At 35.7% G+C, this 21,117-nt stretch carries 30 protein-coding genes, 1 tRNA gene and 1 riboswitch; of the genes, 20 read left to right on the top strand and 11 right to left on the bottom strand.

The features are described from left to right. The first annotated feature begins 9 nt into the window (after positions 1-9). The 4 genes from AB3I00_RS14165 to AB3I00_RS14150 all read left to right on the top strand — a co-directional run bounded on the left by AB3I00_RS14165 (position 10) and on the right by AB3I00_RS14150 (position 4,012). A tRNA-Glu gene (locus AB3I00_RS14165) sits at positions 10-81 on the top strand. Between the two features lie 186 nt (positions 82-267). Beyond that, positions 268-347, top strand: a riboswitch (SMK box riboswitch). Continuing rightward, positions 345-1,538 carry a methionine adenosyltransferase gene (gene metK / locus AB3I00_RS14160; RefSeq protein ID WP_002292731.1) on the top strand — a complete coding sequence of 398 codons (1,194 nt, stop codon included), beginning with the start codon at positions 345-347 and terminating at the stop codon, positions 1,536-1,538. It overlaps the preceding riboswitch by 3 nt. A 130-nt stretch (positions 1,539-1,668) precedes the next feature. Beyond that, a complete protein-coding gene (locus AB3I00_RS14155; protein ID WP_368025540.1) occupies positions 1,669-3,141 on the top strand; it encodes an MDR family MFS transporter in 1,473 nt (490 codons plus the stop codon). A gap of 82 nt (positions 3,142-3,223) precedes the next feature. Beyond that, on the top strand, positions 3,224-4,012 hold the full coding sequence (locus AB3I00_RS14150; RefSeq protein WP_002316096.1) for an alpha/beta hydrolase family protein: 789 nt from the start codon (positions 3,224-3,226) through the stop codon (positions 4,010-4,012). A 69-nt stretch (positions 4,013-4,081) separates the two neighbouring features. Here AB3I00_RS14150 and AB3I00_RS14145 read toward each other — a convergent pair whose 3' ends face one another. Next, positions 4,082-4,747 carry a TetR/AcrR family transcriptional regulator C-terminal domain-containing protein gene (locus tag AB3I00_RS14145; protein WP_002341432.1) on the bottom strand — a complete coding sequence of 222 codons (666 nt, stop codon included), beginning with the start codon at positions 4,745-4,747 and terminating at the stop codon, positions 4,082-4,084. Positions 4,748-4,861: 114 nt separating this feature from the next. On the opposite strand from AB3I00_RS14145, the gene AB3I00_RS14140 reads away from it, so the two are divergent. Then, a complete protein-coding gene (locus tag AB3I00_RS14140; protein WP_002316098.1) occupies positions 4,862-6,574 on the top strand; it encodes an ABC transporter ATP-binding protein in 1,713 nt (570 codons plus the stop codon). A 2-nt stretch (positions 6,575-6,576) separates the two neighbouring features. Next, positions 6,577-8,349, top strand: coding sequence for an ABC transporter ATP-binding protein (locus AB3I00_RS14135; RefSeq protein WP_368025539.1), 1,773 nt, complete (start codon positions 6,577-6,579; stop codon positions 8,347-8,349). Between the two features lie 81 nt (positions 8,350-8,430). Here AB3I00_RS14135 and AB3I00_RS14130 read toward each other — a convergent pair whose 3' ends face one another. From AB3I00_RS14130 to AB3I00_RS14100, 7 genes are all read right to left on the bottom strand, one after another. Further along, positions 8,431-9,552 (bottom strand): tyrosine-type recombinase/integrase, encoded by a 1,122-nt coding sequence (locus AB3I00_RS14130; RefSeq protein WP_368025538.1) that lies wholly within the window; start codon positions 9,550-9,552, stop codon positions 8,431-8,433. A gap of 61 nt (positions 9,553-9,613) precedes the next feature. Then, positions 9,614-10,126 (bottom strand): hypothetical protein, encoded by a 513-nt coding sequence (locus tag AB3I00_RS14125; protein ID WP_113792619.1) that lies wholly within the window; start codon positions 10,124-10,126, stop codon positions 9,614-9,616. After that, positions 10,110-10,466 (bottom strand): STAS-like domain-containing protein, encoded by a 357-nt coding sequence (locus AB3I00_RS14120; protein WP_368025537.1) that lies wholly within the window; start codon positions 10,464-10,466, stop codon positions 10,110-10,112. The genes AB3I00_RS14125 and AB3I00_RS14120 overlap by 17 nt, the downstream gene beginning before the upstream one ends. Positions 10,467-10,478: 12 nt before the next feature. Continuing rightward, entirely contained in the window at positions 10,479-11,399 is a 921-nt protein-coding gene (locus AB3I00_RS14115) for a hypothetical protein (protein WP_368025536.1), read from the bottom strand. A gap of 81 nt (positions 11,400-11,480) precedes the next feature. Continuing rightward, the gene (locus AB3I00_RS14110; protein WP_368025542.1) at positions 11,481-11,921 is read right to left on the bottom strand and encodes a tetratricopeptide repeat protein; all 441 of its coding nucleotides are present in this window, start codon (positions 11,919-11,921) and stop codon (positions 11,481-11,483) included. Between the two features lie 63 nt (positions 11,922-11,984). Then, entirely contained in the window at positions 11,985-12,527 is a 543-nt protein-coding gene (locus AB3I00_RS14105; RefSeq protein ID WP_368025535.1) for a DUF4352 domain-containing protein, read from the bottom strand. A gap of 161 nt (positions 12,528-12,688) precedes the next feature. Next, positions 12,689-13,282 carry a helix-turn-helix domain-containing protein gene (locus AB3I00_RS14100; protein WP_368025534.1) on the bottom strand — a complete coding sequence of 198 codons (594 nt, stop codon included), beginning with the start codon at positions 13,280-13,282 and terminating at the stop codon, positions 12,689-12,691. 159 nt (positions 13,283-13,441) lie between these two features. Here AB3I00_RS14100 and AB3I00_RS14095 point away from each other — a divergent pair, with 159 nt between their 5' ends. Continuing rightward, complete coding sequence (locus tag AB3I00_RS14095) at positions 13,442-13,708, top strand: helix-turn-helix domain-containing protein (RefSeq protein ID WP_368025533.1); 267 nt, start codon at positions 13,442-13,444, stop codon at positions 13,706-13,708. Between the two features lie 2 nt (positions 13,709-13,710). Continuing rightward, entirely contained in the window at positions 13,711-13,923 is a 213-nt protein-coding gene (locus AB3I00_RS14090; RefSeq protein WP_368025532.1) for a hypothetical protein, read from the top strand. Positions 13,924-14,103: 180 nt separating this feature from the next. Here AB3I00_RS14090 and AB3I00_RS14085 read toward each other — a convergent pair whose 3' ends face one another. The 3 genes from AB3I00_RS14085 to AB3I00_RS14075 all read right to left on the bottom strand — a co-directional run bounded on the left by AB3I00_RS14085 (position 14,104) and on the right by AB3I00_RS14075 (position 15,229). Beyond that, positions 14,104-14,379, bottom strand: a complete 276-nt coding sequence (locus tag AB3I00_RS14085; RefSeq protein ID WP_368025531.1) for a DUF3892 domain-containing protein — start codon at positions 14,377-14,379, stop codon at positions 14,104-14,106. Positions 14,380-14,728: 349 nt separating this feature from the next. Then, on the bottom strand, positions 14,729-14,908 hold the full coding sequence (locus AB3I00_RS14080) for a YegP family protein (protein ID WP_368025530.1): 180 nt from the start codon (positions 14,906-14,908) through the stop codon (positions 14,729-14,731). A gap of 105 nt (positions 14,909-15,013) precedes the next feature. Next, positions 15,014-15,229 (bottom strand): helix-turn-helix domain-containing protein, encoded by a 216-nt coding sequence (locus AB3I00_RS14075; protein ID WP_368025529.1) that lies wholly within the window; start codon positions 15,227-15,229, stop codon positions 15,014-15,016. Between the two features lie 123 nt (positions 15,230-15,352). On the opposite strand from AB3I00_RS14075, the gene AB3I00_RS14070 reads away from it, so the two are divergent. The 12 genes from AB3I00_RS14070 to AB3I00_RS14015 all read left to right on the top strand — a co-directional run bounded on the left by AB3I00_RS14070 (position 15,353) and on the right by AB3I00_RS14015 (position 20,978). Next, a complete protein-coding gene (locus tag AB3I00_RS14070) occupies positions 15,353-15,577 on the top strand; it encodes a helix-turn-helix domain-containing protein (protein ID WP_368025528.1) in 225 nt (74 codons plus the stop codon). Positions 15,578-15,607: 30 nt separating this feature from the next. Continuing rightward, entirely contained in the window at positions 15,608-15,916 is a 309-nt protein-coding gene (locus AB3I00_RS14065) for a hypothetical protein (RefSeq protein ID WP_368025527.1), read from the top strand. Positions 15,917-15,921: 5 nt separating this feature from the next. Beyond that, positions 15,922-16,224 carry a hypothetical protein gene (locus tag AB3I00_RS14060; RefSeq protein WP_368025526.1) on the top strand — a complete coding sequence of 101 codons (303 nt, stop codon included), beginning with the start codon at positions 15,922-15,924 and terminating at the stop codon, positions 16,222-16,224. Then, positions 16,225-16,383, top strand: coding sequence for a hypothetical protein (locus AB3I00_RS14055; protein ID WP_368025525.1), 159 nt, complete (start codon positions 16,225-16,227; stop codon positions 16,381-16,383). Positions 16,384-16,463: 80 nt separating this feature from the next. Next, the gene (locus AB3I00_RS14050; protein ID WP_368025541.1) at positions 16,464-17,411 is read left to right on the top strand and encodes a YqaJ viral recombinase family protein; all 948 of its coding nucleotides are present in this window, start codon (positions 16,464-16,466) and stop codon (positions 17,409-17,411) included. A 1-nt stretch (position 17,412) separates the two neighbouring features. Next, positions 17,413-18,348 (top strand): recombinase RecT, encoded by a 936-nt coding sequence (locus tag AB3I00_RS14045; RefSeq protein ID WP_368025524.1) that lies wholly within the window; start codon positions 17,413-17,415, stop codon positions 18,346-18,348. Positions 18,349-18,390: 42 nt separating this feature from the next. Beyond that, positions 18,391-19,113 carry a replication protein gene (locus AB3I00_RS14040; protein ID WP_368025523.1) on the top strand — a complete coding sequence of 241 codons (723 nt, stop codon included), beginning with the start codon at positions 18,391-18,393 and terminating at the stop codon, positions 19,111-19,113. Between the two features lie 14 nt (positions 19,114-19,127). Next, positions 19,128-19,979, top strand: coding sequence for an ATP-binding protein (locus AB3I00_RS14035; protein WP_368025522.1), 852 nt, complete (start codon positions 19,128-19,130; stop codon positions 19,977-19,979). After that, positions 19,976-20,293, top strand: a complete 318-nt coding sequence (locus AB3I00_RS14030) for a hypothetical protein (RefSeq protein WP_002317474.1) — start codon at positions 19,976-19,978, stop codon at positions 20,291-20,293. The genes AB3I00_RS14035 and AB3I00_RS14030 overlap by 4 nt, the downstream gene beginning before the upstream one ends. Beyond that, on the top strand, positions 20,286-20,468 hold the full coding sequence (locus AB3I00_RS14025; RefSeq protein ID WP_368025521.1) for a hypothetical protein: 183 nt from the start codon (positions 20,286-20,288) through the stop codon (positions 20,466-20,468). The genes AB3I00_RS14030 and AB3I00_RS14025 overlap by 8 nt, the downstream gene beginning before the upstream one ends. Before the next feature lies 1 nt (position 20,469). After that, entirely contained in the window at positions 20,470-20,706 is a 237-nt protein-coding gene (locus tag AB3I00_RS14020; RefSeq protein WP_368025520.1) for a hypothetical protein, read from the top strand. After that, complete coding sequence (locus tag AB3I00_RS14015) at positions 20,703-20,978, top strand: phosphocarrier protein HPr domain protein (RefSeq protein ID WP_368025519.1); 276 nt, start codon at positions 20,703-20,705, stop codon at positions 20,976-20,978. Before AB3I00_RS14020 ends, AB3I00_RS14015 begins: the two co-directional genes overlap by 4 nt. Positions 20,979-21,117: the final 139 nt, after the last annotated feature.

Genomic DNA, 21,117 nt, shown 5'->3' with positions numbered 1-21,117 from the left:
TATTTTATTGGCCCGTTGGTCAAGCGGTTAAGACACCGCCCTTTCACGGCGGTAACACGGGTTCGAATCCCGTACGGGTCATGGAAGATACTTGATGAGTATCTTTTTCTTTTTATCTGAAAGAATGATTTTAAAAGGCTTAGCAGAGTTATCTTTATAGATGATTGTGCTAAGCTTTTTTGGATAAATCTAATGTAAAATATTTATATTTTTTAAGCAAAAAAATGAAAAAATACGAGCAGAAAACTGTTTTATCTGCTATACTTGGTTCGTTGCAAGTTCCCGAAAGGATCCGCAGGACGGAGATGCCTTGTAACCGAATTTAACTAGGGGGAATCATTATAATGGTAGAAAGACACTTATTTACATCAGAATCTGTTTCTGAAGGACATCCAGATAAAATCGCTGACCAAATCAGTGATGCAATCTTGGATGCAATTTTAGAACAAGACCCAACAGCACGAGTAGCGTGTGAAACATCTGTAACAACTGGGCTTGTTTTAGTATTTGGAGAAATATCTACGACGGCATATGTAGATATTCAAAAAGTCGTACGGGAAACAATAAAAGAAATTGGTTATACACGTGCAAAATTCGGATTTGATGGAGATACAGCAGCTGTATTGGTTGCGATTGATGAACAATCTCCTGATATTGCTCAAGGAGTTGACGAAGCACTTGAGATCCGGGATGAAGATAAAAAAGACGTATTAGATGAGATTGGTGCTGGCGACCAAGGGTTAATGTTTGGTTTTGCTGTAGATGAAACACCGGAATTAATGCCTTTACCAATCGCTTTGAGTCATCGTCTGGTACGCCGCTTGGCAGATTTGCGTAAATCAAATGAATTAACGTATTTACGTCCAGATGCAAAATCTCAAGTCACAGTTGAATATGATGATCAAGGACAACCTGAACGCGTAGATACAATCGTTATTTCAACACAGCATGATGATGCAGTAGATAATGAAACAATTCGTCATGATGTCATCGAAAAAGTAGTGAAGGAAGTTATTCCAGCTGAATTATTAGATGATCAAACAAAATATTATATCAATCCGACTGGCCGATTTGTCATTGGTGGTCCTCAAGGGGATGCCGGATTAACAGGAAGAAAGATCATTGTTGATACGTATGGCGGTTATGCTCGTCATGGTGGCGGTGCTTTTTCTGGTAAAGATGCGACAAAAGTTGACCGTTCTGCCAGCTATGCTGCACGTTATATTGCTAAAAACATCGTTGCAGCAGGACTTGCTCGCAAAGCAGAAGTACAGCTAGCTTATGCGATTGGTGTTGCTCAACCTGTTTCGATCTCCATCAATACTTTCGGTACTGGAACGGTTCCGGAAGAAGAATTGATTGCTGCAGTGAGAGAAAACTTCGATCTTCGGCCAGCAGGAATCATCGAGATGCTTGATTTGCGTCGTCCGATTTACAAACAAACAGCTGCTTACGGTCATTTTGGTCGTACAGATGTGGATTTGCCTTGGGAACATACGGACAAAGTAGATGCATTGAAAGCAAGTTTAGCAAAATAAGCTATATTCAGCTGGAACGATCGCCGAATGGTGGTTGTTCCAGCTTTTTTTATGGCAGTGCACCTCTTGAAAAAGATAGTGAGTATTTATCTATTTTTAGATCCTGTCATGATGAAAAAGGAGGAATAAGATGAAAAAAGAAACAAATGTTGCTTTAGTCACAGTGAGTATTTTCATTGCAACGTTCATGACGGCTATTGAAGGAACAATCGTAACAACCGCTATGCCAACGATCGTCGGCTCATTACATGGAATGGAAATCATGAACTGGGTATTTTCGATTTATTTGCTGACAAACGCTATGCTTACTCCGATTTACGGAAAACTTGCGGATAAAGTGGGACGAAAACCAATTTTTATTTTTGGGACATTATTGTTTATTATCGGTTCGTTATTTTGCGGTTTATCTCAAAGCATGATTGGGTTGATTGCTGCTCGTGCGATTCAAGGGATGGGCGCTGGAGCAATGATGCCAGTAGCTTTGACGATCATCGGCGATCTTTATTCTATTGAGAAGCGAGCAAAAGTTTTAGGTTTGAATAGTTCAGCTTGGGGGATTGCCAGTGTTTTTGGACCGCTCGCGGGAGGATTCATCGTTGAAACGATCAGCTGGCACTGGATCTTTTTTATCAATGTGCCGATCGGAATTCTATTAATTATTTTTATTTGGCTATATTTAAATGAACCAAAAATCATACATGAGTCTAAACCAATGGATATTTTTGGTAGTTTTAGTTTGATGGTCATGCTTGTCTCATTGCTGTTAGGATTCCAATTATTAGGAGACGAAGGAATGAGTCCGCTTGTTTCTGCTTTGCTGCTAGGTAGTATCGTACTGTTAGGTATTTTTATTTTTGCCGAAAAAAGAGCTAAAGATCCTGTCATCATGATGCATTTATTCAAAAATCCACTATTTGTTGTGGTCAACTTGGCTGCAGCATTGGCTAGTGGTTTTTTGATGGGAATCGATGTTTATATTCCTATGTGGATGCAAGGTGTATTAGGACTGAATGCAGCAATTGGTGGGTTGGTATTAGCACCATTATCACTAGTCTGGATGGTCGGTTCTTTCCTTGCAAGCAAGTGGATGACTCAAATGAAAACTCATTGGGTCTTGAGAATTGGACTACTAATCGCAGCTATTGGGGGCGCTTGGTTGTATCTTATGCCTTTCAGAAGTAACTATTTATGGTTTTTTGCTATATCAACGGTCATCGGTATAGGCTTAGGTGTGACCATGACTACCTCGACTGTCAGTGCACAAAATAGTGTATCTCGTGATCAGCTTGGTGTAGCAACTTCTTTTAATACGTTAGTTCGAACAATTGGTCAAACAGTCATGGTTTCTATTTTTGGTTTATTGATAAATGGGGTAACTAAACGAGAACTTGCAGCAGCAAATTTAACAAATGATACAGATATCATGAACAAACTGGTGAATCCACAAACGGCTAAATATATCGATGCGGATATTCTATTGCCATTAAGAAAAATTCTTTATGATGGGTTACATTCCGTTTATCTAGTTGGCTTGTTACTCGTGATCATTGCTTTGGTCTTAACGCTTTTCGTTCATGAAAAAAGTGGTAAAATAAAACAGTAGTTTCGGTCGAGACATGTACTTTGCCGAATCATTCAAATTTAAAGTTATTCAAAAATAACTTCTTACTAAGGAAGGCGAAAATATGGCATTTATTCAAGCAAATATTTATTCGAATGTATTAGAAATGGAAGTCAATCTAAATGTGATACTTCCACAAACAACTAAAAAGGTGATTGGCACCAGTTCAGAGCAAGCGACAACGGACATACCTGTTTTATATTTACTTCATGGGATGGGTGGCAATCATAGTGTATGGGAAAGACGTACGTCGATTGAACGTTATGTAGCAGACTACGGATTAGCTGTCATCATGCCATCTACTGATCTTGGCTGGTACACAGATACGGTTTATGATATGAAATATTGGACGTTCATTGCAGAAGAGCTACCTGAGATTTGTCATGAACTATTCCCACAATTAACAAGAAAAAGGGAAAAAACATATGCCGCTGGATTATCGATGGGCGGATATGGCGCATTAAAACTAGGCCTTGCAAAATCAGAAAATTTCGCAGCAGTAATCTCTCTTTCAGGCGCTGTTTCTGTAGGAAACCGAATGGATGATCTTTTGATGGTTCGTAAAGCAGCCTTTTGGGAAGGGATCTTTGGACCATTGGATCAAATCGAAGGTTCAAAGAATGATCCACAATATTTATTGAAAGAATTAGTAAAAAGCGGAAAACCAGTCCCAAGGTTTTATATGGCTTGTGGGGAATCTGATTTTCTTTATCAAGCAAATCAGGAAATGGTATCTGCTATGCAGGAACAAGGCTTAGCGGTCACCTTTGAACAAGGACCTGGCGATCATAATTGGATCTTCTGGGATCAATGGATCCAACGTGCATTGGTGTGGCTGATGGAAGAAAAGTAAAAAAGAGACTTAAAAAGATAGCTCCTATAGAGATCACTTTGTTGGTGACCTTTATAGGAGCTTTTTTTATCAATTGTTTTCTCTTCTTTTATTTTGTTGGCATAAACCTTCAATATAGGTTTGTGCACTCGTTAGAAAGAGTGCTTTTTCATTCAATTCTGCATGGGACTGCATACTTTCTTTAAATCCCTCTAATTGATTTTCAACTACATAATTACGCATAAATAGAACTGTTTCTTTCAAAAATTCATTTCCGTCCATAATCTTTTGCCGAAGCTGTTGTTCATGCTGCTGATCCATTAGCTGTCCAATCAATAAATTGTGGAGAGAGGCAATGGCCTGATGACTTTGGGTGACTGAAAATCCTTCACGAACAAGTAGTTGGATCATTTGTTCCAAATGTTCTAATCGACTCGGAAAAGCGGGCACAGTATTGATTTCTAATTCTGCCCCACAAGGAAAACGTGTGTAAAGGTCATAGTAATTTTCCATATACTGCAACAATTGTTCATTCCAGGGCAAAGTTGGATCTGGAAGCGCTAATTCTTCTTCCATTGTTTCAGCCATTTTCTGCAAAAGCTGTTGTTTATTTTTGAAATACCAATATAAAGCAGGTGCTTGAACGTGAATTCTGTTTGCGATGTTTCGCATGGAAAGCTGCGAAAGAGCTTGTGTTTCAGCCAGGATATCAAAGGCGGCCTGAATGATGATTGCTTGAGAAAGCTTTATTTCCATTTTATCAACCTCGTGTATTGCATTATCTTTTTAAACATGGTAAATTGTTAGTCGGTCTAATTTTACAGTGTTAAATTAGTCCTGTCAATTTAAACAAAGGGGTGTAATCAACGAATGAAATTAATCTTACGACATGCGAAAAAATATAAAGTAGCTGTTTTTATTTCCTTGCTGTCCGTAGCAGTCATGGTTGCAGCAGCATTATGGCAACCTAAATTACTACAGCAAGTATTGGAAGCTATTATTACAGAAGATAATGATGAAATGAAAACAATCGGTATTTATCTGATCAGTCTGGCTTTGCTAGGATTAGCTGCAGGTGTAACGAACACGATTTTCTCTGCGAAAGTAGCTCAGGGCGTAAGTGCAGATATCCGAGAAGAAGCTTTTCGAAAGATCCAGACATTTTCATTTGGGAATATCGAACAGTTCTCTGCTGGGAATCTTGTTGTTCGTCTAACAAATGATATCACGCAAATCCAAAATTTAGTGATGATTTCTTTGCAATCACTTTTTCGAATTCCATTCTTATTTATTGGTGCCTTCATTTTAGCTATGATCACGATGCCACAATTGTGGTGGATCATCGTAGCGCTTATCGTTACGGTATTTCTTATCACGGCACTTTCATTTACACGGATGGGTAAGCACTTCATGATCATTCAAAAACTGATTGATCGTGTAAATAGCATTGCAAAAGAAAACTTACTAGGGATTCGTGTAGTGAAATCATTTGTACAGGAAGAAAACCAATTGAAGACATTCAGCAAAGTAAGTGAGGACTTAACAAAACACAACATCATAGTCGGTACATTATTTTCTGTGATGATCCCGTCCTTCATGTTGGCTGCCAATTTAGCTGTGGTTGGGGCGATCTTCTTTGTGAGCGATCTTGTTAAAGATGATCCTACATTAATTGGTGGAATTGCTTCATTCATGAATTACTTGATGCAGATCATGATGGCGATCATTATCGGCGGAATGATGATGATGATGACTTCAAGAGCAGCCGTATCGCTGAAGCGGATTGCGGAAATTTTAGATGCTGAACCAGATCTTACTTATTTAGACGTTCCAGAACAAGAGCTGACGGGTTCTGTCACTTTTGACCATGTTTCTTTTCGTTATCCTGGTGAGGATACAGATACGCTTAAAGATATCAGCTTTTCTATCAAACCTGGAGAAATGGTCGGGATCGTCGGGGCGACTGGTGCCGGGAAATCCACACTAGCACAGCTGATTCCTCGTCTATTTGATCCAACAGAAGGAAAAGTAGAAGTAGGTGGTGTAGATCTTCGCCAAGTAAATGAAAAGAGTTTAAGAGAAACGGTGTCCTTTGTTTTGCAAAAAGCAATTTTATTCTCAGGAACGATTGCTCAAAACTTGCGCCAAGGAAAAAAGAATGCAACAGAAAAAGAGATGGAACATGCTTCTTCTATTGCTCAAGCAAAAGAATTCATCGAAAAGCTATCTGATCGTTACGAAGCACCAGTAGAAGAACGAAGCAGCAATTTTTCTGGTGGACAAAAGCAGCGACTATCCATTACTCGTGGTGTTATCGGTAATCCAAAGATCTTGATTTTAGATGATAGTACGAGTGCATTGGATGCTCGCTCTGAAAAACTGGTCCGAGAAGCACTTGATCGAGATTTGAAGGGAACAACGACGATCGTCATCGCACAAAAAATTGCTTCTGTTGTCAAAGCAGACCGCATCTTAGTATTGGATGAAGGTAGATTAGTCGGTGAAGGAACCCATGAGGAATTGGTAGCTGGAAACCGTGTCTATCAGGAAATCTTTGAAACTCAAAAAGGAACGGAGGAGTAAGTATGACTGATTTAATAAAAGCAAGTAAATTTTTCTATCACTATTTGAAGCGGTACAAACTCTCCTTTTTCTTTATCTTTATCACAGTAATTATTGCTACCTATCTACAAGTAAAAGCACCTCAGTATATCGGGGAAGCTTTCCAAGAATTAGCAAATTACGTAGGTGGCTTGATGCAAGGCGTAGATGATAAAAGCAAATTTGTTTCTGTAATATGGAAACTCTTGTTGTTTTATGTATTAGCTAGTGCAGCCAACTTTATCTATAGTATTTTGTTCACTCAAGTAGTAGGAAAGTCAACGAACCGAATGCGTATCGGTTTATTCAACAAATTGGAAAAATTGACGATTCGCTTCTTTGATTCTCATCAAGATGGTGAAATTTTAAGTCGTTTTACCAGTGACTTAGATAATATTCAAAATAGTTTGAACCAAGCATTGCTTCAAGTCATCACGAATGCTGTTTTACTTGTCGGAATCTTGATTATGATGTTTCGTCAAAATGTAGAATTAGCTTGGGCTACGATTGCTTCTACTCCAGTAGCTATTTTGATAGCTGTCTTGATTATTCGAAAAGCGCGAAAATATGTGGATCTTCAGCAAGATGAAGTGGGAAAACTGAATGGCTATATGGATGAAAAAATCAGCGGACAACGTGTCATCATCACAAATGGCTTACAAGAAGAAACGATTGAAGGATTCTTAGAACATAATCAAAGTGTTCGCGAAGCAACGTTCAAAGGACAAGCTTATTCTGGCCTACTATTTCCGATGATGCAAGGAATGTCACTAGTCAATACAGCAATCGTTATCTTTTTCGGCGGCTGGTTAGCATTGAATGGCGATTTGGAACGTTCGGTGGCGTTAGGCTTAGTTGTGACATTCGTCCAATATTCACAACAATACTACCAACCATTGATGCAGATTTCTTCTGGGTACAGCATGATCCAATTAGCAATTACAGGGGCAAGACGATTAAATGAAATGTTTGATGAAAAAGATGAAGTCAAACCAGAAAACGGTAAAGCATTTGATGGAGTAGAAAAAGGACTTGCCTTGCAACACGTAGATTTTGGTTATTCTCCAGAAAAACTAGTCTTGAAAGATGTCTCAATCAATGTGGACAAAGGAGAAATGGTTGCTCTTGTTGGACCAACCGGATCTGGGAAAACGACGATCATGAATCTGCTGAATCGTTTTTACGATGTCAATGATGGGTCAGTAGTAATCGATGGAATAGATATCCGAGAGTATGATCTAGATGCATTACGTAGACATGTAGGAATCGTTTTGCAAGAATCCGTCTTGTTCTCTGGCACCATCAAAGACAATATCACATTCGGTAAACCAGATGCTTCAGATGAAGAAATCATCAATGCAGCAAAACAAGCGAACATTCACGACTTTATCATGACGTTAGAAAAAGGGTATGATACAGAGATATCCGAAGAAAACAATTTGTTCAGTACAGGTCAAAAGCAGTTGATCAGTATTGCTCGAACGATCATCACAAATCCATCTTTATTGATTTTGGATGAAGCAACAAGTAATGTAGACACGGTAACAGAAGCAAGGATCCAAAAAGCAATGGATGAAGCAATCAAAGGAAGAACCAGCTTTGTGATTGCTCACCGGCTGAAAACGATCTTGAATGCAGATAGAATCGTTGTCTTGCGTGATGGGGAAGTCATTGAAGAAGGCAGTCATCACGAGCTATTAGCAGAAAATGGATTTTATGCGGAACTTTATCATAATCAATTTGTATTTGAAAGTTAAATTAAAAGAACCTCGTTATAACGGGGTTCTTTTAATTTGTTTTATGCTGTTTATTTTTATAAGGGGCATAAAAGGGGCAATTTAAATTTCTATTTTTCCTAGTTTTTCTACTAGTTGATTTTGCATATTTTTAGTTGTATGAGTATAAATCTTTAATGTTGTTTTTGAATCTTCATGTCCTACACGATCCATAATGGCTTTTAATGGGATTCCTAATTCTGTAAGTAGAGAAATGTGGGAATGTCTTAACATGTGAGAAGAAACTTTTTTATCTATGTTTAATTCTTTGGATACTGCTCTTAAAGATTGATTATATGCTTGAATAGATATCGGGTTACCATTTTTAGAGATGAAAATGTATTTATCTTTATTATTCTTAATTAATTTATTTTCTTCAATTAATTGATCTATGATTTCTTTAGCATTACTTGATAATTCAATTGTTCTATAAGAACCTGTATTTTTAGTTGTTGTTTTAATTTTTAACTCGTAATCATAAGTACCAGAAACCGTAATTTTATTACCATCATAATCAGATTCAGTCAAAGATATCAATTCACCATAACGTAGTCCAGTTAAAAACAAAAATTTAGTAATTAAAGAATAACGTGACTGTTGATGTGAACTTTTTTGTTTACTAGCAATCATTTGAACTTCTTCTTTTGATAAATAACCATCTTTTTCTTTTTTTATTTCTTCGTTTGTTTTAGGTTTTCTTGCTAAAGAAACCCCATTTACGGGATTATATTTTAATCCATATCGACGGTTGGCGAATTTAAAAATCATTCCTGTAAAAGTTTTTAAATGTATTACATAATTATGTGATAAATTTTTTTCAAAATAGTAGTAATCTAGCATATCTTGTATAAGATTACTATTAACGTTTTTTACAAGTACATCATCTTTTATATATTTTGAAATTAATGATAGATAAACCTGAGTTGTTCGATAGGAACTCTCTTTTACAGTTGGCTTGTATTTTTCATCCCATTTAGTTTTTAATTCTCCAAAAGTTAGTGGTAATTCTTCATTTCGTTTTATTTTTTCTGCGATTTTTTCATTCAAAAGTAAGTTAGCTTGATTCCAAGCTTGGCGTGAATTGCTAGATAAAGTTACGGACACTTTTCTCTTTTTTTCAGTTAAGGGATCCGTATAACGTTCGGTGTACTTAAATTTTTTGTCATTTATTTTTTCTACCCACATTATTTCTATTCCTTTCGAATGTATGTTCTTATTGTTGTAAAAGAAAAGCCCGGAGGCTTAATCAAAGTTGGACAATTTTTACATTTTTATTTGATTTAAGGTAATCTCTATCATGTGTAACTAAAATCGATTTTGTTCTCGAAGCAATGTTTAAGATAATATCGTCATTTAAATCTTCTAAACATGGTTTAGTTAATGCCGAATTAATGTCAGTCTCTTCAAGAGAAACAAAAGTAGTTATTGGTTTTATATCTTCTTTAATTACACCAAGGATGTAAGAAAACGCAGCACTGTAGTGCATTGATGGTCGAAAATCTTTTTTATAACTGAATTTGTGTTGCTCCTCTTTGTAGACTTCAAAGGCTTGCCTGCAATATCGATTAACAAATTCTGTGGAAATCAGAGGAGGAAGTAGGATACTACACTGGTTCTCTAATAACAAATCTAAAATATTAGAGTAGCCAAAATCATTAGTATTATAACTGCTGAAAATATACAGCCATACATTGGTATCAAGAATAAATTTCTCGTTTGAGATATCATCTATTTTTTTAATATCAATCAGTTTCGCCATGAAGAGTTACCTCATCAATTTTCTTTTTCAACTCGGAGTTATATTTCGTTCGAGAGTTATCCATTACCATTTTTACCTTGTCAATTTGAAGTTTTGAAAGAGTTGATGCATCAATGCTGATGTACTTGTTTAAAGTATCCTTTTTTTCATATCGATAAAGTTCGCCAATAGCAACATTAAGAAAAGCAGTCGTTAAAGACTTAATACCTGAAAAATCAATAATAGTTGAAACGTTTAATTTTAAATTCTTCTGTAATTTGTTAAATACTATTGAAGCCTTCTCAGAAGAAACAGCCAAGTCACTTTTGATAAGCTTACTAATGTAAAGTCTTTCTTCCATAATAAAGTCTCCTTAAAATAATAGATTTTCAGTTGTATTCATTATATCATTTTCTGGAGAATGAATACGATTTTCATGATCATATGTCAAAAATTTCAAACAAATTAAAGTACCTGGATAAGGAGATGAAAGAGTGTGGTGATTCTTAGTTCCATCACTTTTTTGTTCCCAATAACCATAATTAGATAAAATTGTTAACTCCCCAATACCTTCAATATTGGATTTAATATCAAACAATCCAAGTCCGCTAGAGGCCACATTTTTTGTTGAATTTCCGTGACCTGTAGCCCATTCGATAAGGTCAAAATCTGATTTAGCTAATTTAGATGTGAATTTATGTTTAATTTTTTTAGGTATTGTGATTCCATTATCTGTTAACGTCAGTGCTATATGCTTTTTACTAGGGTAAAATTGTCCACAGAAGTATAGCAGAGACTGAGTAGAATGGTCTTTCACATTGTGAGAAATTTCGTTGACTGCATCTCTAATTATTTCAATCTCATCTTTTTTAATATGTTGATGAATGAGTTTAAATACTCTATTCTCCAGAAACTCATCAATTTCATCATCGTTACGAGAATTTAAAACTGAGTAAGGAATAGTAGTGCCATAAACGTCGGCTAACCTCTTTTTTGAAAGGCCATACGTAAACAAGAATCCATTTTTTTCTAAAATTTTTACAACATTCTGATTTTCTGGTAATTTTGCATAGATATTTAGATTTTGATCTTGAAAATTTTGTACAAGAACCCCTAGGAAAGGCGTTGCTTCCGCATCAATCCAAATTGTATTTGAAAAGTCGAACGCAATGTTACTTTTATCTTTTTCCCTATTCTCTGCGATACTCAGAATTTTATTTATACATTGAAAGTTCAGATATATACATTTCGGCATCTCAAGAACAGAAGTGTCATTCTCAGAAAGTACAAACATTTTCTACCTCCAACCAATAATCTTATATTTTCCCCAAGCCGGAATCGAACCGGCGGCGCCAGGTGGGGAGGCGCCAGAAGGTTAGTCTTTTTTTGTATTCAAAAGTTTAGCTTTTTCGAGTCTTTTTTGAAAATCTTCAGATGAAGGATGATACATTAAGGCTTGATTAAGTACTTTTATTTCAGAAGAATAGTCTTTTTGTTTTCTATAAATAATAGCTAATCTAGTGAAAATGTTAGGGGGAGGGCAGTTTGAGAACATTTTATCTTTTAAAGCTAATTTTAGTGCAGATTCATAGGCTTTAATAGCATTCGGATAATCTTTATTTTGTTCATACGAGTACCCTACATGTTGATCTTCCACAAAATCGCCAGTAGATTTAAATGGTATGATTTTCCCCTTAACTTGAGTTCTTTTTTTATCTTGGTAAGAATATTTGACATTTCCATTTTTATCAATTGTTTTTCTACCTAATTCAGAAATAATCCATTTTCCAATAATATAATTTTTTGAAATCCTCATTTCTATCAAAGATTATCCACTGTATGTTTCTAGTGTTATAAAAGAAAAGCCCGAAGGCTTTTTCTAGTTTAAAGAAATGTCTACTGTTTTGTCGTTCCAAATCGATGTTTCATATTGAAGCTTTAATTTTGCATTAGGGTCTGCTTGTCCTACAAGGTTACCAGTAACAGATGCACCATTATCTAAATCTCCTGAGTGAAGTTCATCTTTTGCGATATCATCAGTAACAAGTTCATCTACATCTGTTGCATTACCATTTGCATTTAACTTAAAATCGTATGGATTGTAGCTTTGCTTTTCGCCAGTATTATTAGTAATAGTAACATTCATAATTACATATTGTTTGCCAGTATCAGGTATTTCATATTCATTTCCGTCACTATAATTAACACTATTTACTTTAATTTCATATCCTTTGTAGCTAACAGTATCTCCAACATGATATTCTTCAGATAAAATGTTATCCGAAGAACTTTGAGTAGTTACTTTTGTTGTTTCATTTTTTTCGCTACCACCAAAAGCAAAGGCACAGATGATTCCTATGATAACAATTGCTCCGACAAATACCCCAAAACATCCCAACATTCCTTTTCCAAAAGATTTCATAAAAAATTCCTCCTTCACCTGTCTATATTTTTTATGCAAAAATATAAAATAAAAAAATTATAAGACAGGCTTTCCATATACAATATTTTTAGCTTTATAAAATATGGCTGAGGAAACTCGCTGTATGTAAACGACCTGTGTTGACGGCACAGGTCGTTTTTCTACTTTCTGTGTAAAAAAGTTAGAAAATCTTTTGCTTGTTGCATTTCGTTGTCGCTTACTACATACTTTTTTCCATTCGTTGTTATAATAGTATTATTTTCTTCATCTAAGTAAAGAATTGCTGGTATTTCACCGAAATGTTCCGTAGTGGTTGTTGGGAATAAGTCATCAAAAGTGACACCTAAAGCATCAGCAAAATGGAAAACGGTATTAACAGTAAACGGTTTTTGACCACTTTCATAAGAATTTAGTTCTTGGGTTGAAATTTGTAATTTGTCAGCGACTAATTTTTTAGATATTTTTTTTTGCATTCTTATTTCTTTTATAGTAGTAGCTATTTTTTGATCTAGGGGAAGGACAACTTCTGATGGTAACTGGTTACATTCCTCTTCCAAACCAGATAGCCATGTCATATCTACGTTAAAATAATTAGCAAGTGCTCCAACTAATTGAAGTTTAGGCGAACGCTCTCCGTTTTCGTATCTAGACAGTGTAGTTTTTGTAGTTCCAATTGCATTTGCTAATTCTTCAAGAGTCAATTTTTTTTCTACTCTTAATTCTTTAAGTCTTCGACGAAATATTTCATCGCTCATATTTTAGCACCCCCCTTCTTGCAAGGTCAACTCCAATTGTACTTGTTAAGTTACCAAAAGTAAACAGAAAGTTACCGATTGGTAAAAAAAGTGTTGACATCATATAAGCAGTGTTGTATTATTGTTTTGTAACCAAATGGTAACTGGAGGTGAAATAAAATGAGTGAATTTGAACGTTTAAAAGGTTGGAGAGCAGAACGAAAAATAACCCAAAAAGATATGGCAGAAGCCTTAGGGATGGGACTAGCTACTTATAGAAGGAAAGAAAATGGTCAACGACCTTTCAAACTCGAAGATGTTGTTAAAGCGAAAACAATATTAGGGCTTGATCCTCAGTATTATTTTTTTTACAAGTTCAGTAACCAATCGGTAACAGAGGGGGATGCAACAAACGTACGAAACAAACAACCAGCGTGGGAGGCGTAAAGATGGTACAACGTTTGAGCAAAGCGGAGTTTAAAGAGAGATATCAATATTCTGAAAGTACTTATCAAAGAAGAATGAAGGAATTTAAAAAATCACGTTTTAGTGAGGGGTATAACGCAGTTACTGCCAAAGAAATAACAATTGATGTCGATTTATATGAACAGTTTAGAACATGGCGTTCTAAAAATCGATTTAGAGTTAGAACTGTTTGTTAATAGCTAAAAAATCTAAATTCACCACTTCTGAAAAGAGGAGTTGCTGCTCTCCTTTCAAATTCGCCAAAGACCACGTTTTTTCATTTTGGCAACTCCTCTTCTTGGAGGTGGTGATAGTGGGAGATTTAAAAGGAGGAACTGAATGAAAGAATTAGCAAAAATCGAAAGCAGTTATGAAAACTAATCATAAAAAATTGGCAAAGTTAATAAAGTATCAAACTCTGTACAATTTTTTGAGCGAACATACGATGGAAAATTATCAATGTGAACAGATTCAATATATCTTTTTCGAAAATCTGGATCAATATAGTAATACTGGCAAACACCGTCTAAAGAAATAATTACCTGATTAATTGATTCTCTTGTTCCGTTGCTTAGTAAAACACCAGTGATTTTTTTTGTAGTTGTGGGATACATTGAATCAGAAAAAATACCAACGATTCGAAAAGTATTCATTTCTTCATCTCCTTTGATGTTTAACTGTAAAAAATATTTGGGGAAATAAATTTTTAATTTGAGTGTGACATGAAAAATTGCTCCATACTAACAGAATAGCATAGAGCAATTTAAGTAATATGATGCAGATTAACTTCACCTTCTTATTAGTTATTTCAATGTCCCCCAATGTTCCCCAACATTGCTTAAAAATTTTAACAAAAAAAGAGAAGCAATAAATTTTTATTTTTTTGTTAAACAGTCAAAAAAAAAAGACCGATCAACGAGACAATCGCTAATCGGTAAAAAAGCGTAACTAGTAAATTAAGTCTATCACGCAGAAATGGAGGGAGTCAATAAAGTATATGAATTATTTAGTCATATCAACAATGAGTGATTCAGGGTTAATCTCATTTTTGATGGATTCTATAATCATTTCAACCGCATATTTTGAGTGATACGATTCACTTGTTACTACTATTTCATTGTTTGCTGATTTGATTACAAAATAATATTGGTCATTGGTAGATTTTTTGATTACAAAGTACAAAAGTTTTCACCTCTTATTATCTAATTTCAGTGTTTTTTTTACTGATAATAAGATTATATATCAAAAATAATATTTTTAAATAACAAAAAAAGACCGCCGAAGCGATCATTTCTCGTCTGTTCTACCGACCAAATAATCGAGACTGACCCCGAAGTAGTCGGCGAGGGCGATGAGTTTTGATGAGGGGATATCTACTTTACCTGCTTCGTAGTCTTGATAAGTTCGTAGTTTGATACCTAGAAAATCAGCTAAATCAGTTTGAGTTGGTTTTGGAGACAAAGAAGTTCTTAATTCTTTTAATCTCAAATTTGTATAAATCATTTGTAGTCCTCCTGAAAAATATGCGATAAAAATTCATAAAATACATTGACTACACGATTTAAATGCGTATAATGAAATATAGATACGAGATTTAATCGTGTATCTAATAATAAAGGGGTGGTGATGGTGCTTATAAAAAACTACAGAAAACAAAAAAAGCTAACCCAGTCACAGGTAGCAGAAACAGTGGGCGTAACACTACGCCAGTATCAAGATATCGAAAGTGGTAAATCATTTACGACTAAAAAAGTGCTAAACGCACTAGAAGATTTGTTCGAGAAACCTCAGCGTGTACTTTTGGCGAAGCACGCCGAGGAAGTTCCGAACTATATGAAACAATATTTGTAGCAAGTATACCACAACAACGGAGGAACAACAATGGCAGAAATGGTGAATGTAACCATGACATACGAAGAATTACTTCAACTCATCGACGAGAGAGCAGAAGTTAAGGCTTTTGAATTATTAGCCCAGAAACAAGAAAGCAAGAATTTTAAAAATAAATTCTGCAAGCTTGTCGATCAATGGCTAAATGAAAATGGTCTGACTTGGAAAGTGAAAGACCCTATTTACGCCATTGTGAAAGCTGAACTTGGAATTAATGCTATTAGTTATCTAGATGCTGATAACTATGATAAAGCTGTCCAAACATTTGAAGAAGTAAAACATTATTTTGTGAAGGAGTAAGAAGTATGAACAAAATAATTGAAAATCTTATTAAAGAGTTAATCGAAGAATGCAACAAACAAGACATTCCAGTCCTTTTATCAGTTGAAGGGGACGAAACTACAGTGAACGTTGCAAGTGGTAATCCTGTAGACCTTGCAAAGATGCATATTGGAATTGAAATTGATCTAATTGAACAACTTGGTTTAGATGATGCAGACGATCTAAAAAATTTAGTTTTATGCCAATCAATTAAGCAGTTGCTTGATATTGATAACAAAGAAGATTTCGCTAACGTGATGACTCGGATTCTCAAGGGGGGAATTTGAATGATTAAAATCAACACACTGTGGCTTGCCCTATTTGTCTTTATGCTTGTGGTAATCTCAAACGCTAACTTGTTTGTAGGCTGTTTATTTGCAGGGCTGATTACTTTGCTAAGCCTGTTAGAAGATTTCACAAAGAAAGCAGGTGCTAAGCATGAATAATCTTGCGCAGTCGTTAGACAACTATATAACTGATCCTGATTATGCTAAACCACCTTATGAAGCGCCAATTGATGAGGAGGATGAAGATGAGTAAATCAACCTTAGACATGAGCCATCAAGAATGGCTCGAAGACCGCAAAAGAGGTATTGGCGGTTCAGATGTCGCAACCGTACTTGGATTGAATAAATACAAATCCCCCTATCAATTATGGCTTGAGAAAACGGGTCAAATTGAATTGAAAGATTCAGAGAGCGAACCAGCTTATTGGGGCAATGTTTTAGAAGAAGTTGTTGCCAAAGAATTTCAAGAACGAACAGGCAAAAAAGTACGCAGAAGAAACCAAGTGTTTGAGCATCCGTTACATCCATTCTTAAGAGCGAATATTGATCGTGATGTAGTGGGAGAAAATGCCATTCTCGAATGTAAAACAGCGAATCAATTTCTTAGCAAAGAGTGGGAAGGGGAAGAAGTGCCACTCAGTTATTTGTGTCAAGTGCAACACTATATGAATGTATTGAACAAAGAATATTGTTATATTGCTGTTTTGATTGGTGGTCAAAAATTTATTTGGAAACGAGTGGAACGAGATCAAGAATTGATTGACATGATCACAGAACGGTTAGTTGATTTTTGGGAAACGAACATTATTGGCGGAGAAGAACCACTGATTGATGGAAGTAAAGCAACGTCGGATTTTTTAAAAGAGCGTTATTCGGAATTAGATTCCACTGAAATTATGCTCCATGCCGATTATGATGTTCTACTCGATCAAAAAGAAGAGTTGCTCAAAAATAAGAAGGAATTAGAGAAGAGTATTCGACAAATCGACAATCAAATTATCCAAGAACTTGGAATAAAGAATGCATCTGCAGGGATCACACCTAATAGGATTATTTGTTTAAAATCAGTCGTTTCTAAACGAAAAGACTTGAAGAAAATAGCAGAGAAATACCCAGATGTGATGAAAGATGAGGAAATTTACAGCTTATCAACTTCAAATAGATTAGTGATAAAGGAGATTCATTGATATGGCAACAAATAAAGATTTAAAAAATCAGTTAATAGAGCAGAGCAATCAAACAGTTGATGTTTCAAAATTAGGTTTTAAAAAAGCGATGAGTCATCCAGCTATTAAAAAGAAATTTAATGATATTTTACACGAAAAATCAGATGCTTTCATGGGTTCTCTTTTGACATTGGTTGGTGGAGATAACTATTTATCTAAAGCAGAACCAATGACAATTATCGCTTCTGCTTTAAAAGCAGCGACGATGGATTTACCAATAGATAAAAATTTAGGCTATGCCTATATTGTTCCATTTAATCGAAAAGAAAAGATAGGAAAAGATTGGATTACGCATAACGAAGCCCAATTCATCCTAGGATACAAAGGCTATATTCAGTTAGCACAACGTTCTGGACAATACAAAGCACTTAATGCAATTGAAATTTATGAAGGGCAATTAATTGAATGGAATCCTCTGACAGAAGAATTTCAGTTTGACTACAACGCGAAACAATCTGATCGAGTAATTGGTTATGTTGGATTTTTCGAATTATTGAATGGATTTAAAAAAACTGTTTATTGGACGAAACAAGAAGTAGAAGCTCATCGAATTAAAAATGCTAAAGGTTACGACAAAGAGAAATTAACAGGTGCATGGAAAGAGAATTATGATGCGATGGCAATAAAAACGGTTTTACGTAATATGTTAGCTAAATGGGGGATTTTATCTGTAGAAATGCAAAATGCAGTTACTTCAGATGAAAGAGTTTTTCGATTTGATGAAAATAATGATCTTGTAGAAGAAGTTACTTTAAATGATGCAGAACCAATCGAACCAGAACGTAAAGAAGCAGAAAAAGTGGAAGACGTATCCTCAGCGTTTGATGAATACGAAGAAACAGCGAACCCAGACGAACAACAGGATTCGTTATTCGATTCAATGAATCCACCACTATAGCGAGGGAGTCTCCTCCCTTGCTTTTCTAGAGGAGAAATACGAATGAACACAGGATATGTTAAATTACATCGGAAAGTGATGAATTCATTCGTTTGGACCAATCCTTATATGTATAAATTATGGAGCTTGTGTTTGATGAAAGCGAGTCATGAGAATCGCAAGATACTTTTTAATGGAAAAGAGATACAAGTGAACAGCGGTTCTGTATGGAGATGGCTAAAACAATTTGAAAAAAACGGAATGTTGAACATCAAATCAACTACGAAATACAGCGTTATATCAATAAAAAACTGGTCTTTGTACCAAAGCAGTGAACAACAAATGAACATCAAATGCACAACAAGTGAACAACAAGTGCACACAAACAAGAATGAAAAGAATTATAAGAATGAAAAGAATAATAAAACATCATCGTCGCAACCACGCAAAAAGCGTGTTTACGACACCGACTCAGTTTATTACATTCTCGCGGAGGAGTTATTCAAACAGATTTGTCAGAATCAGGAAATCAAAATGCCGAATCTGCAAAGTTGGGCAGATGACATTCGGAAAATGATCGAGATCGACAAGCGGACCGAAAACCAGGTACGGGGAATGATTGAATGGAGTCAGCACAATGTTTTTTGGGCATCGAATATTTTATCTGCTCGTAAACTGCGAGAAAAATACGACACAATGGCAGCACAAGCGAATCGTGATTATAAAACAAAACAAACCAAAACGCTTGAATACGAGAAATTTAGCACAGATGAATTGCCCATTTGAGAGGAGGCGTAGGTATGGAATCTGTTGGAGAAATCATGGAAAAGCTGATACAGAAAGTGCTTGTCCAACGCGGTGAATGTCCTGAATGTGGACAGCCTTTGTATGGATGGCGCACGAAGAACCCTGATGGCTCAGAACGTTGTAAGCCAACCTGTATGCAATGTGGCTATAAAGCTTTGCGGGTTCAGGAGGATTTTCAGACAGAACGAATTTATAACGAAAGCCTGAAAGCAAGAGCGATTAATTTTTTCAAAGGTGGTTCTGTCGTGCCTAATAAAGCGTTATTTGATTGCACATTGCAGAATTATCAAGTTGTAGATCAAGAAACGAAACAAGCTGTTGAGATAACCAAGCGATTTGTTAATTCAGTCTTGTTAGGAAATCCAAGTCACCTCGTTTTAACTGGCAAACAGGGAACAGGAAAGAGCCATTTAGCAATGGCAGCTGCTTGGGAAGTCTTGAAGCGATCAAACTACGACAAAAAAATCTTATTTATCGGGTTACAGGAAATGCTGGATCAAATCAAATTTTCGTACAACAATCCTGAACTCAGAAAAACGATTGAGGGGTCGTTGATTGCAGACATTAAGACAGCTGATTTAGTTGTCATTGATGACATTGGTTCAGAACTGGGGAAAGACGCATCAGATAGTCGAACGTTTGGTATAAATACGCTGAACTCCTTCTTGGATGCACGACAGAACTTAGCAACGATTATCACAATGAACTTGCTTGGTAAAGAACTGGAAGAAGCTTACGGCAAGAGGACGGTTTCAAGAATGTTTGTCAATTCTGCTGGATTTACGATGGTATTTTCTAAAACAGCAGATAAACGATTAAAACCAGTAAAAGGAGCGATCGCATGAATTTGACTAAACAAGAAAAAAGAATCTGTCGTCAGATAATGTTGCAAATTATAGGTGATCGTGACATGGACGAATTATCTCAACAAGAGAGTCGAATGGTTCGGAAGATAAGTAAGCTAATCGGTGCAGATACGATGGATCGATCCAAGCCATTACCCAAACTGAATTTTGAATCATTTACGTTTGAGAAATATAGCCATCTGAGAGAGGTAGGCTATAGTGTAAATGCTATTCGAAAAGCACTTGGGGTAGGAAGTAGTGTATGGGCAAAATGGCGGAAAGAAAATGTAAATGAGGTAAATCAAAATGATTAAGCTAATAGGCAAAGAGACGCTCAAGGTTTACTATGTAGCGGAAACAAAGGCGGAAGTCAGCCGTTGGCTATTGAAAATGTTTAATAAGACTAGAGCCAATGCTTCAGTAAGTCAGAAAGCAAGTATATCAGAAACAGGCATGCCTGAAGCAATGTGGATTTCAAGGAGGAACTGAGATGGCAGGAAAAAATAAGAAATTCATTCCAGAAGTAGGACAAGAAGTCGAATGCTTCTGTTGCAAGTCAAAGCGGGAGACACCGTGGCTTTATTCGTTTGAAGGATATGTAAAATATGTTTATGACAATTCAGCAATGGTAATCATTAAGACTACTCATCCAGAAGATGACGGTTTAGTGGTTAAATATGGTGGTCGAACGATTGTTTCTTTTGCAGAAATGAGGGCTGCAGAATGAATTATTTTAAATACTTACTAGATGTCGCTGCTAATTTTTTAGGAGGACAGCAAATGATCAGCCTAACAATATTTTGGTGTGTACTTGGTGGGCTATTAGCCATTTTAGGATTCTACCTTATTTATAAGAGCAGAAAAGGGAAAGATTATACAGTGTTGGGAATAGCGTTATTAGCTGTGGGAATTTTAGTTGCTATTGGAGTAGAATTGAACCTTTATGTAAATGGTACACAAGAAGATTTAGTGCGGTTTATGTTTTGGATAAAGGATTAGGGGGAAGAAATAATGGACGAAATGTTAAAAGAAGAGCTAGAAGAACACTTTACTAATTTAGCAAATATTGATTTGATCGCTGATGAATCATTTAAACCACTATATGAAAGCTTGGTTAGAACATTGAAAGGATATTTTG

This window comes from Enterococcus sp. C76 (assembly GCF_040886985.1).
In the GTDB taxonomy this organism is placed as follows: Bacteria; Bacillota; Bacilli; order Lactobacillales; family Enterococcaceae; genus Enterococcus_B; species Enterococcus_B lactis.
The sequence above is the reverse complement of the archived record's forward strand: the minus strand, read 5'-3'. Positions and strand labels throughout refer to the sequence as shown.

Coding starts and splice junctions, on each gene's coding strand:
- metK (WP_002292731.1), top strand. CDS start 345: ATGGTAGAAAGACACTTATTTACATCAGAATCTGTTTCTGAAGGACAT.
- AB3I00_RS14155 (WP_368025540.1), top strand. CDS start 1,669: ATGAAAAAAGAAACAAATGTTGCTTTAGTCACAGTGAGTATTTTCATT.
- AB3I00_RS14150 (WP_002316096.1), top strand. CDS start 3,224: ATGGCATTTATTCAAGCAAATATTTATTCGAATGTATTAGAAATGGAA.
- AB3I00_RS14145 (WP_002341432.1), bottom strand. CDS start 4,747: ATGGAAATAAAGCTTTCTCAAGCAATCATCATTCAGGCCGCCTTTGAT.
- AB3I00_RS14140 (WP_002316098.1), top strand. CDS start 4,862: ATGAAATTAATCTTACGACATGCGAAAAAATATAAAGTAGCTGTTTTT.
- AB3I00_RS14135 (WP_368025539.1), top strand. CDS start 6,577: ATGACTGATTTAATAAAAGCAAGTAAATTTTTCTATCACTATTTGAAG.
- AB3I00_RS14130 (WP_368025538.1), bottom strand. CDS start 9,552: ATGTGGGTAGAAAAAATAAATGACAAAAAATTTAAGTACACCGAACGT.
- AB3I00_RS14125 (WP_113792619.1), bottom strand. CDS start 10,126: ATGGCGAAACTGATTGATATTAAAAAAATAGATGATATCTCAAACGAG.
- AB3I00_RS14120 (WP_368025537.1), bottom strand. CDS start 10,466: ATGGAAGAAAGACTTTACATTAGTAAGCTTATCAAAAGTGACTTGGCT.
- AB3I00_RS14115 (WP_368025536.1), bottom strand. CDS start 11,399: ATGTTTGTACTTTCTGAGAATGACACTTCTGTTCTTGAGATGCCGAAA.
- AB3I00_RS14110 (WP_368025542.1), bottom strand. CDS start 11,921: ATGAGGATTTCAAAAAATTATATTATTGGAAAATGGATTATTTCTGAA.
- AB3I00_RS14105 (WP_368025535.1), bottom strand. CDS start 12,527: ATGAAATCTTTTGGAAAAGGAATGTTGGGATGTTTTGGGGTATTTGTC.
- AB3I00_RS14100 (WP_368025534.1), bottom strand. CDS start 13,282: ATGAGCGATGAAATATTTCGTCGAAGACTTAAAGAATTAAGAGTAGAA.
- AB3I00_RS14095 (WP_368025533.1), top strand. CDS start 13,442: ATGAGTGAATTTGAACGTTTAAAAGGTTGGAGAGCAGAACGAAAAATA.
- AB3I00_RS14090 (WP_368025532.1), top strand. CDS start 13,711: ATGGTACAACGTTTGAGCAAAGCGGAGTTTAAAGAGAGATATCAATAT.
- AB3I00_RS14085 (WP_368025531.1), bottom strand. CDS start 14,379: ATGAATACTTTTCGAATCGTTGGTATTTTTTCTGATTCAATGTATCCC.
- AB3I00_RS14075 (WP_368025529.1), bottom strand. CDS start 15,229: ATGATTTATACAAATTTGAGATTAAAAGAATTAAGAACTTCTTTGTCT.
- AB3I00_RS14070 (WP_368025528.1), top strand. CDS start 15,353: ATGGTGCTTATAAAAAACTACAGAAAACAAAAAAAGCTAACCCAGTCA.
- AB3I00_RS14065 (WP_368025527.1), top strand. CDS start 15,608: ATGGCAGAAATGGTGAATGTAACCATGACATACGAAGAATTACTTCAA.
- AB3I00_RS14060 (WP_368025526.1), top strand. CDS start 15,922: ATGAACAAAATAATTGAAAATCTTATTAAAGAGTTAATCGAAGAATGC.
- AB3I00_RS14055 (WP_368025525.1), top strand. CDS start 16,225: ATGATTAAAATCAACACACTGTGGCTTGCCCTATTTGTCTTTATGCTT.
- AB3I00_RS14050 (WP_368025541.1), top strand. CDS start 16,464: ATGAAGATGAGTAAATCAACCTTAGACATGAGCCATCAAGAATGGCTC.
- AB3I00_RS14045 (WP_368025524.1), top strand. CDS start 17,413: ATGGCAACAAATAAAGATTTAAAAAATCAGTTAATAGAGCAGAGCAAT.
- AB3I00_RS14040 (WP_368025523.1), top strand. CDS start 18,391: ATGAACACAGGATATGTTAAATTACATCGGAAAGTGATGAATTCATTC.
- AB3I00_RS14035 (WP_368025522.1), top strand. CDS start 19,128: ATGGAATCTGTTGGAGAAATCATGGAAAAGCTGATACAGAAAGTGCTT.
- AB3I00_RS14030 (WP_002317474.1), top strand. CDS start 19,976: ATGAATTTGACTAAACAAGAAAAAAGAATCTGTCGTCAGATAATGTTG.
- AB3I00_RS14025 (WP_368025521.1), top strand. CDS start 20,286: ATGATTAAGCTAATAGGCAAAGAGACGCTCAAGGTTTACTATGTAGCG.
- AB3I00_RS14020 (WP_368025520.1), top strand. CDS start 20,470: ATGGCAGGAAAAAATAAGAAATTCATTCCAGAAGTAGGACAAGAAGTC.
- AB3I00_RS14015 (WP_368025519.1), top strand. CDS start 20,703: ATGAATTATTTTAAATACTTACTAGATGTCGCTGCTAATTTTTTAGGA.